The 15,350-nt window shown below is 70.1% G+C and carries 16 protein-coding genes; 8 read left to right on the top strand and 8 right to left on the bottom strand.

The features are described 5' to 3' along the window. Positions 1–56 precede the first annotated feature (56 nt). Positions 57–893: a chitosanase gene (locus OO70_RS24105; protein WP_043675230.1), complete on the bottom strand. Its 837-nt coding sequence runs from the start codon at positions 891–893 to the stop codon at positions 57–59. Positions 894–1,009: 116 nt separating this feature from the next. On the opposite strand from OO70_RS24105, the gene OO70_RS24100 reads away from it, so the two are divergent. From OO70_RS24100 to qcrB, 3 genes are read left to right on the top strand one after another with little or no spacing between them, the layout of a single operon-like run. Continuing rightward, a complete protein-coding gene (locus OO70_RS24100) occupies positions 1,010–1,729 on the top strand; it encodes a vWA domain-containing protein (protein ID WP_043675228.1) in 720 nt (239 codons plus the stop codon). Next, positions 1,726–2,289 (top strand): HutD/Ves family protein, encoded by a 564-nt coding sequence (locus OO70_RS24095; protein ID WP_043675226.1) that lies wholly within the window; start codon positions 1,726–1,728, stop codon positions 2,287–2,289. The genes OO70_RS24100 and OO70_RS24095 overlap by 4 nt, the downstream gene beginning before the upstream one ends. Before the next feature lie 53 nt (positions 2,290–2,342). Further along, positions 2,343–3,989, top strand: coding sequence for a cytochrome bc1 complex cytochrome b subunit (qcrB, locus tag OO70_RS24090; protein ID WP_043675223.1), 1,647 nt, complete (start codon positions 2,343–2,345; stop codon positions 3,987–3,989). Here the strand turns inward: qcrB and OO70_RS24085 are convergent. Both OO70_RS24085 and OO70_RS24080 read right to left on the bottom strand, forming a co-directional pair. After that, entirely contained in the window at positions 3,964–4,959 is a 996-nt protein-coding gene (locus OO70_RS24085) for an acyl-CoA dehydrogenase family protein (RefSeq protein ID WP_051741544.1), read from the bottom strand. The two genes, qcrB and OO70_RS24085, sit on opposite strands and share 26 nt — an antisense overlap. Further along, the gene (locus OO70_RS24080) at positions 4,959–6,098 is read right to left on the bottom strand and encodes an acyl-CoA dehydrogenase family protein (RefSeq protein ID WP_043675221.1); all 1,140 of its coding nucleotides are present in this window, start codon (positions 6,096–6,098) and stop codon (positions 4,959–4,961) included. Before OO70_RS24080 ends, OO70_RS24085 begins: the two co-directional genes overlap by 1 nt. A gap of 49 nt (positions 6,099–6,147) precedes the next feature. On the opposite strand from OO70_RS24080, the gene OO70_RS24075 reads away from it, so the two are divergent. From OO70_RS24075 to OO70_RS24065, 3 genes are read left to right on the top strand one after another with little or no spacing between them, the layout of a single operon-like run. Next, a complete protein-coding gene (locus OO70_RS24075; RefSeq protein ID WP_043675218.1) occupies positions 6,148–6,936 on the top strand; it encodes an SDR family oxidoreductase in 789 nt (262 codons plus the stop codon). Between the two features lie 39 nt (positions 6,937–6,975). Next, positions 6,976–7,587 carry a TetR/AcrR family transcriptional regulator gene (locus OO70_RS24070; protein ID WP_043675215.1) on the top strand — a complete coding sequence of 204 codons (612 nt, stop codon included), beginning with the start codon at positions 6,976–6,978 and terminating at the stop codon, positions 7,585–7,587. Between the two features lie 26 nt (positions 7,588–7,613). Then, positions 7,614–8,771, top strand: a complete 1,158-nt coding sequence (locus OO70_RS24065) for an acetyl-CoA C-acetyltransferase (protein ID WP_043675212.1) — start codon at positions 7,614–7,616, stop codon at positions 8,769–8,771. A gap of 25 nt (positions 8,772–8,796) precedes the next feature. Here the strand turns inward: OO70_RS24065 and OO70_RS24060 are convergent, their stop codons facing one another. The 4 genes from OO70_RS24060 to OO70_RS24045 are packed head-to-tail and all read right to left on the bottom strand — an operon-like array spanning position 8,797 to position 12,243. Then, entirely contained in the window at positions 8,797–9,849 is a 1,053-nt protein-coding gene (locus OO70_RS24060; RefSeq protein ID WP_043675210.1) for an NAD(P)H-dependent flavin oxidoreductase, read from the bottom strand. Further along, positions 9,849–10,607, bottom strand: a complete 759-nt coding sequence (locus OO70_RS24055; protein WP_043675209.1) for a CoA-transferase subunit beta — start codon at positions 10,605–10,607, stop codon at positions 9,849–9,851. Before OO70_RS24055 ends, OO70_RS24060 begins: the two co-directional genes overlap by 1 nt. Then, positions 10,607–11,455 (bottom strand): CoA transferase subunit A, encoded by an 849-nt coding sequence (locus OO70_RS24050; RefSeq protein WP_043675207.1) that lies wholly within the window; start codon positions 11,453–11,455, stop codon positions 10,607–10,609. Before OO70_RS24050 ends, OO70_RS24055 begins: the two co-directional genes overlap by 1 nt. After that, complete coding sequence (locus tag OO70_RS24045) at positions 11,452–12,243, bottom strand: enoyl-CoA hydratase family protein (RefSeq protein WP_043675204.1); 792 nt, start codon at positions 12,241–12,243, stop codon at positions 11,452–11,454. The genes OO70_RS24050 and OO70_RS24045 overlap by 4 nt, the downstream gene beginning before the upstream one ends. Positions 12,244–12,328: 85 nt before the next feature. Here OO70_RS24045 and OO70_RS24040 point away from each other — a divergent pair, with 85 nt between their 5' ends. Beyond that, entirely contained in the window at positions 12,329–13,114 is a 786-nt protein-coding gene (locus OO70_RS24040) for an SDR family oxidoreductase (RefSeq protein ID WP_234336917.1), read from the top strand. A 42-nt stretch (positions 13,115–13,156) separates the two neighbouring features. After that, positions 13,157–14,074 (top strand): SDR family oxidoreductase, encoded by a 918-nt coding sequence (locus tag OO70_RS24035; RefSeq protein WP_043675201.1) that lies wholly within the window; start codon positions 13,157–13,159, stop codon positions 14,072–14,074. Positions 14,075–14,367: 293 nt separating this feature from the next. On the opposite strand, the gene OO70_RS24030 is transcribed toward OO70_RS24035, so the two are convergent. Next, a complete protein-coding gene (locus OO70_RS24030; protein WP_043675199.1) occupies positions 14,368–15,255 on the bottom strand; it encodes a hypothetical protein in 888 nt (295 codons plus the stop codon). Between the last annotated feature and the right edge of the window lie 95 nt (positions 15,256–15,350).

Below are 15,350 nucleotides of genomic sequence, written 5' to 3'. Positions count from 1 at the left end.
TACACGAGACGGCGCCTGCCTAGTCCCCGACCGGACCGGCAGGCGCCGCCGCATGTTCACGGCACTTTGTACGTCTCCCCGTACACCTTCCACACCAACGGCGTCCGCAGACTGAGGTTCCCCTCCTCCAGGAACTTCCGCTGGGCCGTGTCGATGCGGGAGGTGTCGATCCCGGGGTGCTTGGCCCGCATCGTGGCGCGGCGGACGTCGAGGAAGGCGCTCAAGTAGGCCTTCTCGTCGCCGCCTTGGGCAGGGGGCGCGACTCGCTGCATCGCGCGCTCCCGGATGCCGTAGAAGCCGTCCGTGCCCGGGCCGTGGAAGACCATCGCGTCGTAGTAGATGAACTGGCCGAGCGGGCCCAGGCCGTCGCGCCGGGCGGTGCTGACCGCCGGGTCGAGGTAGATGCGGTCGCGTTCCGCGTCCTGTGCCGCCTGGAAGGCGGGGACCTTCGCCTCGGCGCGCCAGGCGGCCTTGAAGCCGGGGTCCAGGCCCTGGTGGGAGTCCGTGCCGTCGACCTTGCGCAGGGCGGGGAGGTAGCGGGCGAGGCCGTTGTCGGGGTGGGCGGCGGTGTAGCTCTCGACGAGGACGAGCAGGTCGTGGGTGCCGGTGCAGAAGCCGATGATGCCCGCGGTGTAGCCCTGGCCGTCGCCGATGTCCTGGATGTAGCCGTACGCGCTGCGCCAGTTGAGCGTCGAGTTCTCGGCGCTGGCCACCAGTTCCTGCGCGAGGTTCTTCATGGCCGGCGCGGCCAGGCCCACGGCTGCTCTCCGCTGCGTCGCGGCCGACGGGGGTCCGGGCCGCGGGTCGTCGTGGGCGGTGGGTGTGGAGCCGTAGGCCGTCGCGGCGAGGACGACGGGTACGGCGGCGAGGATCAGGACGCCGACGCGTTTCATGGGGCCCAGCCTAGGGGCGGTTACGTCCCTTATTCCGGGGGTTGGGGGGACATTGGGACTGCCGGACCTGCGTGGCGTAATCTCGATGCTTTCGCCGTGATCCGAAGGGAGCCCCTGTGGCCGCGATCTCGCTCAGCAAGGTCGAGGAGACCGCGCCCGCACTGGTCAGCCTCTACAAAAGTGCCGGGGTCTCCCTCCGCAAGCACGGGCTGGACGGGCAGCGGGCGGCCGTCTATCTCGTGGTCGACTACTCGGGCTCCATGAAGCCGTACTACAAGGACGGCAGCGTGCAGGCGCTGGCGGACCGGGTGTTGGGGCTGTCGGCGCACCTGGACGACGACGGGACGGTGCCGGTGGTCTTCTTCTCGACGGACATCGACACCGTCACGGACATCACCCTTGACAGCCATCAGGGGCGGATCGAGCGGATCGTGTCCGGGCTCGGGCACATGGGGCAGACCAGCTACCACGTGGCTATGGACGCCGTCATCGACCACTACCTCGACAGCGGCGCGAAGGATCCGGCCTTCGTCGTCTTCCAGACCGACGGCGGCCCGAGCAACAAGGCCGCCGCGGAACGGTACTTGTGCAAGGCGGCGAGGCTTCCGCTGTTCTGGCAGTTCATCGGATTCGGCAACGCGCGGAGCAAGCACTTCGAATTCCTGCGCAGGCTGGACGAGTTGGCTGTGCCGCAGAAGAGGGTGATCGACAACGCCGGTTTCTTCCCAGCCGGTTCGAACCCCCGGAAGATGTCGGACGACGATCTGTACGACCGGATGATGGGCGAGTTCCCGCAGTGGCTTGCGGCGGCTCGGAAGCAGGGGATCGTCCGATGACCCGGTTCCTGCCCGCCTCGGCGCGAACTGCCGTGCCCTGGAAGAACGGTGGCGGGGTGACCCGCGAGATCGCCGCCTGGCCCGAGGACGCGGACATGGACGACTTCGCGTGGCGGGTGAGTCTTGCCGAGGTCGGGGCGGACGGGCCGTTCTCAGCCTTTCCCGACGTCGACCGGACCCTGACCCTCGTCGAGGGCGCCGGCATGGACCTCACCGTCGGCGGCGCACGGCAGCTCGTCAACACCCGTTACATTCCACGGGACTTCAGGGGTGACGTACCGACCGACTGCCGGCTGCTGGACGGCCCCGTCGTCAACCTCAACGTCATGTGGCGCAGGGGCGCGGGCGCTACGGCCCCCACGGTGGCCGTCGTCCGCGGGCGGCTGCGGGTGTGCGCGGGCGCCCTGGTGGTGGCGCTCGACGGGACCGCCGAGGTGGCCGGGCTGACTCTGGAGCCTTACGACGCCGTGCGGTTGGGCGGCGAGGAGGCGATGCTGCACGCGCGAGGCCGTACCGCCGTGATCGGGCTGTCATTGCCCGCTGACGCACCGTTGGCTTAGCCGGGGCCCCGTGACACCCTGTGGGGTGATCCGACGGGGAGGGCGGCGAACGTATGGACGGCGCACGATCGGTGAACGGAGCGGGCGGCGGGCGGCCGAGTGAACCCGGCAAGGGGGAGAAGCTCGCCGACTGGGCGGACGGACGGCTCGGGCTGTACGCGCTGGCCAAGGCCAATATGCGCAAGGTCTTCCCGGACCACTGGTCCTTCATGCTGGGCGAGATCTGCCTCTACAGCTTCATCATCCTGATCCTCACCGGCGTCTATCTCACCCTGTTCTTCGAACCGAGCGGTGTCGAGGTCATCTACCACGGCTCGTACACGCCGTTGAACGGCATCCCGATGACCCGCGCGTTCGAGTCCACGCTCGACATCAGCTTCGACGTGCGCGGCGGGCTGCTGATCCGGCAGATCCACCACTGGGCGGCCGTTGTCTTCATCGCCGGGATGCTCGTCCACATGATGCGGGTGTTCTTCACCGGCGCCTACCGCAAGCCGCGCGAGCTCAACTGGGTGTTCGGCTGGACCCTGTTGTTCCTCGGCATCATCACCGGACTCACCGGCTACTCGCTCCCCGACGACCTGCTGTCCGGCACCGGCATCCGCTTCGCGGACGGCGCGATCCTCTCCGTGCCGATCGTCGGGACGTACATGTCGATGTTCCTGTTCGGCGGGGAGTTCCCGGGCCACGACATCATCTCGCGGCTCTTCCCCGTCCATGTCCTGCTGCTTCCGGGGATCATGCTGGGCCTGGTGGTCGCGCATCTGATCCTGGTCTTCTACCACAAGCACACGCAGTACCCCGGGCCCGGACGGGACCAGAAGAGCGTGGTCGGCATGCCCTTCCTGCCCGTCTACATGGCCAAGGCGGGCGGCTTCTTCTTCCTCGTCTTCGGGGTGCTCGCCATCATGGGCGGGATCGCCAGCATCAACCCCGTGTGGGCCTTCGGACCGTACCGGCCCGACCTGGTGACGACCGGCGCACAGCCCGACTGGTATCTCGGCTTCTCCGAGGGACTGATCCGCGTGATGCCGGGATGGGAGATCAACGCCTGGGGCCACACACTGGAGTTGGGCGTCTTCATCCCCTTCACGCTCTTCCCGCTGATCCTCGCCGCCATCGGCGCCTACCCCTTCATCGAGGCGTGGATCACCGGCGACAAACGCGAACACCACATCCTGGACCGGCCGCGCAACATGCCCGTGCGCACGGGACTTGGGGTGGCCTGGCTGAGTCTGTACGGCGTCCTGCTCATCGGCGGTGGCAACGACGTCGTGGCCACCCATCTCAACCTGTCGATCAACGCGATCACTTGGTTCGTGCGGATCTCGTTCTTCGTGATGCCGATCGTCGCCTTCCTCGTCACCAAACGCGTCTGCATGGGGCTCCAACGGCGGGATCGGGACACCGTGCTGCACGGCCGCGAGTCGGGCCTCATCAAGATGCTGCCGCACGGCGAGTACGTCGAGGTCCACGAACCCCTCACCCAGGACCAGTTGTTCCGCCTCACCCAGCACGAGCAGGAACCGCCCTACGAGATCGGACCGCTCGTCGACACGAACGGCGTGGAACGGCAGGTCAAGGGCGGACAGCGGGTGCGGGCCCGGCTCGCCAAGGCGATGTTCGGACCCGAGACGCGGATCGCGAAGCCGACGGCGGAGGAGTACCGGGAACTCACGAGCGGCGATCACCACCACTGAGCCCGTTGAGATCGTTGAGGCCGTCGAGTCCCTTGAGCACGGCGGCCCGGCACTCACCCGGGTCGCCCCAACTCGCCCGCAGGGCCCGGGCCTTGGTCAGCCACAGCGACAGGTCGTACTCCGCCGTGTAACCCATCGCGCCGTGCAACTGAAGCGCCGTACGCGCCGTCCCGTACGCCGCCTCGCACGCCGTGACCTTCGCGGCGGCCACGTCCGCCTCCGTCATGGTGAGCGCGGCGCCGAAGAGCAGCGGGCGCGCGAACTCCAACGCGATCTTCGCATCGGCCAGTTGATGCTTCACAGCCTGGAACGAGCCTATGGGGACACCGAATTGGGTCCGCTGCTTCACGTAGGCGACGGTCCGGTCGAGGAGTGCGAGGCCGACACCGAGGGCTTGGGCGGCGGTGGCGAGGCGGGCCCAGGTGAGGGCGTGGGCCACGGGCGGGTCCGGGGTGAGGAGTTCGCCGCCCGGGAGGAGGTGGGTGAGGCGGCGCGCAGGGTCCAGTGACGTGCGCACCGGCCCGTGCCCGGGGGCCAGCCGCAGACCGTCGGCGTCCCAGGTCAGGCGGGTCGTCGCCACATCACCGTCCAGTGCGTACGACCCCGCCGGCGCCGCCGTGGCCATCGCCTCGCCCGATGCCAGCGCGGGCAACAGCCGTTTGGCGGGCCCGGGTTCGGTCAGCAGCGCCGCCGCCACGACCGTCTCCACCAGCGGCCCCGGTACCGCGTGCCGCCCCAACTTCACGAACGCCACCGCGAGTTCGACCGGGTGCGCACCCAGCCCCTCGTACGCCTCCGGCACCGCCAGCGCGAACACCCCCGCCCCCGCGACACGGCGCCACAGCGCGCGCCCGCTCGCATGGTCGCCGCGACTCCAGGACCGTACGACCGACGGGGTGTCCGCGGCCGTCAGCATCGCGTTCAACGAGTCGGCGAACGCCCGCTGTTCGGGGTCGAGCAGGAAGCGCATCAGCGGCGGCCCTTCGGCAGGCCGAGCAGGCGCTCGGCGATGATGTCGCGTTGGATCTCGTTCGTACCGGCATAGATGGGGCCCGCTAGGGAGAAGACGTAACCCTCGGCCCAGTCGGTGTCCGTCAACTCGCCCTCCTCGCCGAGTAGTTCGAGGGCCGTCTCGTGCAGGGCGATGTCGTACTCGGACCAGAAGACCTTGTTGAGGCTGGACTCCGGGCCGATGGACTCGCCGTCGAGGAAACGGGAGGCGTTGGCGTAGGTGAAGAGCTGGTAGGCGCGGGCGCCGATCACGGCGTCCGCCACCCGGTCGCGCAGTGCGTCCGAACTGCCCTGCGTCCGCCAGAGGTTGAGGAGGCGGTCGGCGGACGCGAGGAAACGGCCGGGGGAGCGGAGGGTGAGCCCGCGTTCGTTGCCCGCTGTCGACATGGCGACCCGCCAGCCCTGCCCCGGCTCCCCGATCACGTCCTCGTCGGGCACGAACACCTCGTCCAGGAACAGCTCCGCGAAGGCCGGCTTGCCGTCGAGGCGGCCGATCGGGCGGACCGTGACGCCGGGCGCGCGCAGGTCGAACATCAGGTAGGTCAGGCCCTGATGGGGCTTCGGGGTGTCCAACTCGCTGCGGAACAGGCCGAACGCACGGTCCGCGAAGGCCGCCCGCGACGACCAAGTCTTCTGGCCGCTCAACAGCCAGCCCCCACCCGTGCGCACCGCCCGCGAGGTCAGCGACGCCAGGTCCGAACCCGCCTCCGGCTCCGACCACGCCTGCGCCCACACCACCTCACCGGTCGCCATCGACGGCAGCACACGCGCGCGTTGCTCCCGTGTGCCGTGGTCGAAGAGGGTCGGGGCGAGCAGGTTGATGCCGTTCTGACCGACCCGGCCCGGTGCGCCCGCCGCGTAGTACTCCTCCTCGAAGACCAGCCACCGCACGATGTCCACGCCCCGGCCGCCGTACTCCTGTGGCCAGGACACCACCGACCAGCGGTCCGCGGCGAGTTGGGCCTCCCAGGCGCGGTGCGCGGCGAAGCCCTCCTCGGTCTCCAGGGAGGGGAGGGGCGCGGCCGGCACGTGTGCGTGCAGCCAGGCGCGGGCCTCGGCGCGGAACGCCTCCTCGGCGGGAGTGAAGTCCAGGTCCATCGACCGCCCATCCTTCCCTAACAAGTGTTTGGTAGGTTAGCGTGGCCGTATGACAGGCGTCGAGAGTCCGGCATACGTCCCCGGGCACGGGCTGCTGAAGGGGCGCACCGCCGTCGTCACCGCCGCCGCCGGCGCGGGCATCGGTGGGGCCACCGCGCGCCGCTTCCTCCAAGAGGGCGCCCGCGTGCTGATCAGCGACGCGCACGCACGGCGACTCAAGGAGTACGAGGCCGAGCTGGCCGGGGAGTTCGGCGCGGGCGCGATCACCGCGCTGCCTTGCGATGTCACCGACGAGGCGCAGGTGCAGGCCCTGTTCGACGCGGCCGTCGCGGCGCACGGGCGGCTCGACGTCGTCGTCAACAACGCGGGCCTGGGCGGCACTTCGGACCTCGTCGACATGACCGACGAGCAGTGGTCGAAGGTGCTGGACGTGACCCTGAACGGCACCTTCCGCTGCACCCGGGCCGCGCTGCGCGCGATGCGCGGGACCGGCGGCGGCGTGATCGTCAACAACGCCTCCGTCGTCGGCTGGCGCGCCCAGGCCGGACAGGCGCACTACGCGGCGGCCAAGGCGGGCGTGATGGCACTGACCCGGTGTGCGGCGATCGAGGCCGCCGAGTACGGAGTGCGGGTGAACGCGGTCTCGCCGAGCCTCGCCATGCACCCGCACCTGGTGAAGGTGACGACCCCCGAACTCCTGGCGGAACTCACCGCACGCGAGGCCTTCGGGCGGTACGCGGAGCCCTGGGAGGTGGCCAACGTGATCGTGTTCCTGGCCTCGGACTACTCCTCGTACATGACGGGCGAGACCGTCTCCGTGAGCAGTCAGCATGCGTAGCGGGACCGGGGGTCGGGCCTGTGGCAGGACAATGGTCCCGTGCCGACCAAGAAGAAACCCCCGGTGACCGCCGCGCCGGCCCGCCGTCGTGAACTCCTCGACACGGCGGCCGAGGTCTTCGCCGAGCAGGGCTACAACGCCACCACCGTACGGAAGATCGCGGACCACGCGGGCATGCTCGCGGGCAGCCTCTACTACCACTTCGACTCCAAGGAATCGATGCTGGAGGAGATCCTGCGGACCTTCCTCGACGAACTCTGGGGCGGCTACGACACCGTCCTGGAGGCCGAGTTGAGTCCGCGCGAGACGCTCGAGGCCCTGGTCACCGAGTCGTTCCGGGAGATCGACCGGCACCGCGCCGCCGTCGCGATCTACCAGAAGGAGAGCAAGCACCTGGTCGCGCAGGAGCGGTTCGCGTTCCTCGCCGAGTCGCAGCGCAAGTTCGAGAAGGCGTGGCTGTCCACGCTGGAGCGCGGGGTCGCCGCCCAGGTCTTCCGGGCCGACCTCGACGTCCGGCTCACCTACCGGTTCGTGCGGGACACGGTGTGGGTCGCCGCGTCCTGGTACCGGCCGGGCGGACAGCACAGCGCGGAGGAGATCGCCCGGCAGTACCTGTCGATGGTCCTTGACGGGATCGCCGTACGCGCATAACTCATGGGTTTGTATGGGGAGTTGACATGGCCGAGGCCTACATCGTCGAAGCGGTCCGTACGCCCGTCGGGCGGCGCGGGGGAGGGCTGAGCGGGGTGCATCCGGCCGACCTCGGGGCGCATGTGCTGAAGGCGTTGATCGCGCGCTCGGGGATCGATCCCGCCGCCGTGGAGGACGTCGTCTTCGGGTGCCTGGACGCGGTCGGTCCGCAGGCCGGGGACATCGCGCGGACCGCCTGGCTGGCGGCCGGACTCCCCGAGGAAGTGCCGGGCGTGACCGTGGACCGGCAGTGCGGGTCCTCGCAACAGGCCGTGCACTTCGCGGCGCAGGGCGTGCTGTCCGGCACCCAGGACCTGGTCGTCGCCGGTGGCGTCCAGAACATGTCGCTGATCCCCATCGCCTTCGCCTCCCGCCAGGCCGCCGAACCGCTCGGCCTCACGGACGGCCCCTTCGCGGGTAGCGAGGGCTGGCGGGCGCGCTACGGGACACAGCCCGTCAACCAGTTCGCCGGCGCCGAGATGATCGCCGCGAAGTGGGGGATCACCAGGCAGGACCAGGAGGAGTTCGCCCTCCGCTCGCACCGGCGGGCCCTGCGCGCGATCGACGAGGGCCGCTTCGAGCGGGAGACGGTGGCCTACGGCGCGGTCGGCGTCGACGAGGGCCCGCGCCGGGACACCTCACTGGAGAAGATGGCCGGCCTGAAACCGGTCGTCGACGGCGGCACCATCACCGCCGCCTGCTCCTCCCAGGTCTCCGACGGCGCGGCGGCGATGCTGCTGGCCTCGGAACGGGCGGTGCGGGAACACGGGTTGACGCCCCGCGCCCGCGTCCATCACCTCTCCGTCCGCGGCGAGGACCCGATCCGCATGCTCTCGGCCCCCATCCCGGCCACCGCCCACGCCCTGAAGAAGACCGGCCTGTCCATCGACGCCATCGACCTCGTCGAGATCAACGAGGCCTTCGCCCCCGTCGTCCTCGCCTGGCTGAAGGAGACGGGCGCCGACCCCGAGAAGGTCAACGTCAACGGCGGCGCCATCGCGCTGGGCCACCCCCTCGGCGCGACCGGCGTCAAGCTCATGACGACCCTCCTGCACGAACTGGAGCGCACCGGCGGCCGGTTCGGCCTCCAGACCATGTGCGAGGGCGGCGGCCAGGCCAACGTGACGATCATCGAACGGCTCTGATCACCCAGGGCAGTTCAAGGGCGGGTCAGGAGTCCGACCGAACCAGCGCCCACAGCACCTCGTCGGCCTCCTTCATCACCCGTGCCACCAACTCCGCGCACGACGGCAGGTCGTCGATCACGCCGGCGACCTGCCCGGAGGCCATCACCCCGAGATCCGTCCGCCCGTCCACCATCGACGCCTTGAGCAGCATCGGCGTGTTCGCGGCGAGCAGGACCTGGCTCCAGGTCAGCTCCTTGCCGTGCTTCATGGCGAGGCCGTCGCGGATCATCCGCCGCCAGGTCAGCCCGGACAGGCGGCGGAAACCCGCGGCCCGGCGTATCGCCTGGAACAGGGTCCTCGTACGGCCGGAGTGCTCCAGGGTCTCGACCAGTTCCGTACGGAGCATGCGGTGCGGCAGGCCGTCGACCGCCCGCGTGACCGTGACGTCCTTGACCGTCGCCGCCAGATAGGCCGCCTTCACCGCGTCCGGGACCGTCGAGTCCGAGGTGAGGAGGAAACGGGTGCCCATGGCGACCCCCGCCGCGCCGTAGGCCAGCGCCGCGACCAGCCCCCGCCCGTCGAAGAAGCCGCCCGCCGCCACGACCGGTATGTCCACCGCGTCCACGACCTGGGGCAACAACACCGTCGTCGCTACCTCCCCGGTGTGGCCGCCGCCCTCCCCGCCCTGCACGATCACCGCGTCCGCGCCCCACGCGGCGACCTTCTCCGCGTGCCGCCGAGCCCCGATCGACGGGATCACGACCACGCCCGCCTCCTTCAGCTCGGCGATCAGCTCGGCGGACGGCGCGAGCGCGAAGGACGCGACCCGTACGCCCTCCTCGATCATGATCCGCACCCGGTCGCCGGCGTCCGCCGCGTCCGCGCGCAGATTCACCCCGAACGGCGCGTGCGTACGGGACTTGACCTCGCGGACAGCGTCCCGGAGCCGGTCGGTGGTCATGGTCGCGGAGGCCAGGATGCCCAGCGCGCCCGCGTTCGCCGTGGCCGACACCAGACGGGGGCCCGCCACCCAGCCCATTCCCGTCTGCACGATCGGATGCCGCACCCCGACCAGCCTGGTCAGCGCGGTCTCCATCAGACAGCCACCTCCCTGCGACGGGTGTCGGCCGGGTCGATGACCTCGCGGATCAACCGCAGCTCCTCCGGGGTGGGTTCGCGCGTCGGCGGAACCTCGTCCGGCACGGTCAGCTCGAAGCCGGTCGCCTCCCTGACCTGTTCCACCGTGACCCCCGGATGCAGCGAGGCCAGTCGCATCGAGCGGTCGGGGGTCGCGAAGTCGAAGACACCGAGGTCCGAGACGACCCGGGGGACACGGTGGAAGAGGGCCGTCCCCGGGTGCTCGGCGACCCGGTCGTACCCCACCCCGCACACCATGTCGACCTTCTCCACGAACACCCGCCGGGAGTGCCGCGGTATCCAGTAACTCGTCGGATTGTTCAGGGTGTTGATCGGCGCCCCGCGCACCCCGAGCAACTGCCGCTTCGGCCGCGCCCAGTCACCGATGCACGAGATGTTCTGGTTGCCGTACCGGTCGATCTGGCTCGCGCCCATCATCACGTGCCGCCGCCCGCCGGACACCAGGGCGAGATGTTGCCGGTACGGCAACCAGCCCTCCGGTGTCCCGTCCGGACGGACGATCATCGCCTCGCCGTCGGTCAGCAACAGGTCGGGCGCGAAGGTGAGCCGGGCCAGCCGCGCGCCGACGGACGGGATCAGGCCCATCGGGCTGGCCAGGATCTCACCGGCATCACGCCAGGCCTCGGCACAGGCGATCACGCAGTACTCGGAGCGCAGTACATCCGAGCGGGTTACGTCCGTGGGCGGTACGTCCATCACCCTTGCTCCTCCTGCCAGTTGCGCACCGCCGACCGGTAGGCCGCTTCGTCACCGGCGAGGAAGCGCTCCGAGAACTCCGCCCAGGGTGTCGCCGCGTACAGCCGCTGGAAGTCCTCGTCCCTGCCGTAGTCGGGAGCGCACGACGTGAAGTGGGCGCCGCCGGGAGCCTCGACGACCCCGGTCACGCTCAGCCGCTTGACGAGCAGGGACTGCACAGGCGCCTCCTTCGTCAACTCGGCCGTGTCCACGATCCGTTCGCAGGAGACATAGGCCGCGTCCGCCGCCTCGCAGAACAGGTCGTCGAAGTACGGGTCCGGGCCCAGATACTGCCCGTTGCCCAGCCGGTCGGCCCGGTTGACGTGCACCAGAGCCGCGTCCAGCCGCAGCGCGGGCATCGCCACGAACGTCTCCCCGTCGTCGTACGGCGAACTGACCGTCCGCAGACCGGGGTTGACCCGCATCACGTCCGAACCGATCCCCGCGCGCACCGGCAGGAACGGCAGCCGGTTCGCCGCGGCGCGCAGACCCCACATGAACATGCCCTCGTCCACCTCCGTCAGCTCGAACGCCCCACGTTCGCGAGCCGCCCGGTAGTGCGGTTCGAGCGGGACGGAATCGAGGGTGACGAAGGGTGCCACCAGCTTGCGGACCCGGCCGGCGGCCGCCAGCATCCCGACGTCCGGGCCGCCGTACGAGACCAGGGTGAGATCGGTGATGTCGCTCCGCAGCAGCGCCCTGACCAGGGACAACGGCTTGCGTCGGGAACCCCAGCCGCCGATGCCGAGGGTCATGCCGCTCGCCAGCCGGGAGACGACCTCATCGGCGGTCATCGTCTTGTCGGTCACCTACGCCCCCTCTCCTGCCGTGGTTCCGACTCTCCTGCGGTGTTTCCGAACGTGTCCCGGACCCGGTCGGCCACCCCGCTGACGCTCGCCTCGAAGGTGAAGCCCTGCTCGAAGCGGTAACTGCGGCGGACGTCGACGGGGTCGATGCCGTTGATCGCGGACTTGGCGAGCCGGATCAGCTCACCGTCCTTGGCGGCTATCTCCGCCGCCAACTCCAGGGCGGCGGGCAGCAGTTCCGCGCGCGGTACGACCCGCCACACCGAGCCGTGCGCGTGCAGCTCGGCCGCCGTCGCCGTACGCGAGGTGTAGTACAGGGCGCGCATCAGGTGCTGGGGGACCAGCCGGGCCAGATGCGTGGCGGCGCCCAGTGCGCCCCGGTCCAGCTCGGGCAGCCCGAAGGTGGCGTCCTCGCTCGCCACGATCACGTCCGCGTTCCCCACCAGTCCGATGCCCCCGCCCAGACAGAATCCCTGCACGGCCGCGACCACCGGCACCTCGCATTCGTACACCGCCGCGAACGCCTCGAAACAGCCCCTGTTCACCCCGACCAGGGCAGACTGCCCGCGCGCCTGTATCTCCTTGATGTCCACACCCGCGTTGAAACCCCGCCCCTCGGCCGCCAGCACGACACAGCGCACCTCGGGGTCGTGCCCGGCCGCGCGCACGGCGTCGGCCAGCGCGAACCAGCCGTCCACCGGCAGCGCGTTCACCGGCGGGTAGTCGACCGTGACGACGGCTACGCCATTTTTTTCGGGCCCCTTTTTCGGGGAGGAGGTGGAGACACCCATGGACGCATCAGCTACCTTTCCACCAAACATTTGTTAGGTGTGAGGCTTCGAAGCTAGCAGCCGGAGAATCCGAGCGGGAGGGCCTGTGGATAACCGCATTGTGGGTAACTCGCACGACCGGCCGCTGAACGGTCGGACCGTCCTCGTCACCGGCGGCACCCGAGGCATCGGCGCCGGTATCGCGCGCGCCTTCGTCGAGGCCGGTGCCGATGTGCTGACCTGCGCGCGCAGACCGCCCGAAGAGCCGGTCGAGGGAACCGAGTTCAGCCCCCTCGACCTGCGCGACCCGGACGCCGTAAGGGAGTTCTTCGCGGCCCTGCCCCGGCTCGACGTGCTGGTCAACAACGCGGGCGGCGCACCGTACCGCCCGCTGATCGACGCGGAAGCCGAACGCCACGCGCGGATCATCGAGTTGAACCTCCTCGCACCCCTCACCGCCTCCCTCGCCGCGTACGAGCACCTCAAGCGGGCCAAGGGCTCGGTCGTGATGATCGGCAGCGTCAGCGGCAGCCGCCCGTCGCCCGGTTCGGCGGCGTACGGGGCGGCCAAGGCGGGACTTGAGAACCTGGCCCGTTCGATGGCGGTGGAATGGGCGCCGGACATCCGCGTCAACACCCTCGTCGTCGGCATGGTCCGCACGGAGCTGTCCCACCTCCACTACGGCGGCGAGGACGCCATCGCGGCCGTCTCCCGAACGGTCCCGCTCGGCCGGCTCGCCGACCCCTCCGACGTGGGCGCGGCAGCGGTCTTCCTGGCCTCCCCTTCCGCCGCCTACATCAGCGGAGCGAGCCTCCTGGTTCACGGAGGCGGGGAGCGGCCCGCGTTCCTGGATGCGGCAACTGCCAACAAGGAGAGGTCAGTTGAAGGGTGACGGAGATGACTGAAGGGTGACGGAGATGAGAGGAGACGTGCAATGACACGTGAGACGAGCGGTATCTGCGATGGCCGGGTCGTCGTCGTCACCGGCGCGGGCCGGGGTCTCGGTCGCGCCCACGCCCTGGCCTTCGCCGCCGAGGGCGCCCGGGTCGTCGTCAACGACCTCGGCGTCGGCCTCGACGGCACCCCGGACCCCGACAGCCCCGCCGCGCAGGTCGTCGCCGAGATCCGCGCGGCGGGCGGCGAGGCGGTCGCCCACGGCGGCGACATCGCCACCGGCGCGGGTGCCGCGTCCCTCGTCTCGACCGCCCTGGAGACCTACGGCCGCCTCGACACCCTTGTCAACAACGCGGGTTACCTGCGCGACCGCATGCTGGTCAACCTCGACGAGGACGACTGGGACGCGGTGATGCGCGTCCACCTCAAGGGTCACTTCCTGCCCCTGAAGCACGCGGCGGCGCACTGGCGCGCCGAATCCAAAGCAGGCCGCACCCCGGTCGCCCGGATCATCAACACCAGCAGCGGAGCAGGCCTGTTGGGCTCCGTCGGCCAGGGCAACTACAGCGCCGCCAAGGCCGGCATCGTCGCCCTCACCCTGGTCGCGTCCGCCGAACTCGCCCGCTACGGCGTCCAGGTCAACGCGATCGCCCCGGCGGCACGGACCCGCATGACAGAACACACCTTCGCGGAGACCATGGCCGCGCCCGACGCCGGGTTCGACACGATGGCCCCGGAGAACGTCTCGCCGTTGGTGGTGTGGCTGGGGTCTGCTGCGAGTGCCGGGGTTACGGGGCGGGTTTTCGAGGCGGAGGGTGGGCGGATCACGGTGATGGAGGGGTGGCGGGCGGGGCCGAGTGCGGACAAGGGGGCGCGGTGGGGTGCGGGGGAGGCGGGGGAGGCTGTGCTGAAGCTGTTGGCGGAGGCGGGGGTGCCGGGGGCGGTGTACGGGGCGTAGGCGGGAGGGCTGTACGTCCGCTTCTCGGCGGGACCGAGCCTGCCTTGGGAGGGCTCGACTTCTGGGCCCACCGAGTCTGCCTTTGGAGGGCCCAACTTCTGGGCCCACCGAGTCTGCTTCGGAGGGGCTCACTTCCCGGCCCACCGAGTCTGCTTTTGAGGGTCCACTTTTCGGCGGACCGAGACGGGTGGTGGGTGGGCATAGGTCGGGGGGCTGGGGGCGGAGCCCCCAGGGACGCCCGCATCGACACCGGTCACCTGAAAACACACCTCGAGGCACACCTCAAGACACACCTACGTGTCGCACTCCAACACCGTCCGGCACAAAGAACACCGCGCCCGTACACGCCCCCGCACCGGCACCCTGATCCGCTGATGACAGGTGGGGCAAGGGAACGACACCCGCAAGCTGCCACCCCCGTCCCCGCTGAAGGCATACGGCACCCCGGACTGAGAACCGGGCCCGGGAGCATGCCGCCGGTCATGCGCGTAGCGCCTCCGCCCAGCCCACCCCGCCGCAGTCAACGGAGGCTGCTGCTCGTCACGCCGGGCCTGCGCCATCCCCTTCACGTACGCCGTGTAGGCCTGCGGACTGGTGAACCACACGGAGGGATCCTCGCCGAAGACCAGGGCCCGCTTGGCGAGGACGTACCCGAACTCCTCCGGCGTGAGATACCCGAGCTTCTGCGAGGACGCCGAGTCCTCCCGGTACGCGTCGAGCAGCAACCACCCCGCCCCCAGATACGTCGCCGCCGTGTCCGTGAGGATCTCGTTCTCGCGGGTGCCGGGGAAGGACAGGTCGAGGCGGTGCAGATAGACGTGCATCACCTCGTGCGCGAGAGCCGCGCCGATGTCCCGGCGATGGGTGCGGAACCGGTCGTTCAACTCCACGAAGTACTCGGGCCCGGCGGCCAGTTCGACGTTCGCCGCATGCGTCATCTCACGGAAACTGACGATCAGCCGGGCGTCCGGGAGCCGATAGTGCCGGACCATCTCGCGGGCCACCCGCTGCGCCCCCAGATGCAGGTCGTCCGTGTCGGCGAAGGCCACGTCGACGGGGGCCACGCTGGTCGCGAACGTCTGGACGGTGTCGTAGGACAACCGCTTGTAGAGCGCGGTGATGGCGTCCCGCACCGTGTCCAGGTGTGGGTAGCCGTGCTCGACCGGTCCGTCGTCCGCCACGTCCGTAACCCCCAAAGACGCCCTGAACCCGCATCCACTCTATGCCGATGCGCCCGGATGCATGCCCCCTATATTTCCCTGACAGATCGCGGCCG

Source organism: Streptomyces xylophagus, assembly GCF_000716435.1.
GTDB lineage: Bacteria > Actinomycetota > Actinomycetes > Streptomycetales > Streptomycetaceae > Streptomyces > Streptomyces xylophagus.
Note: the sequence above shows the minus strand (reverse complement) of the source record. Positions and strands in the feature narration are given on the sequence as shown.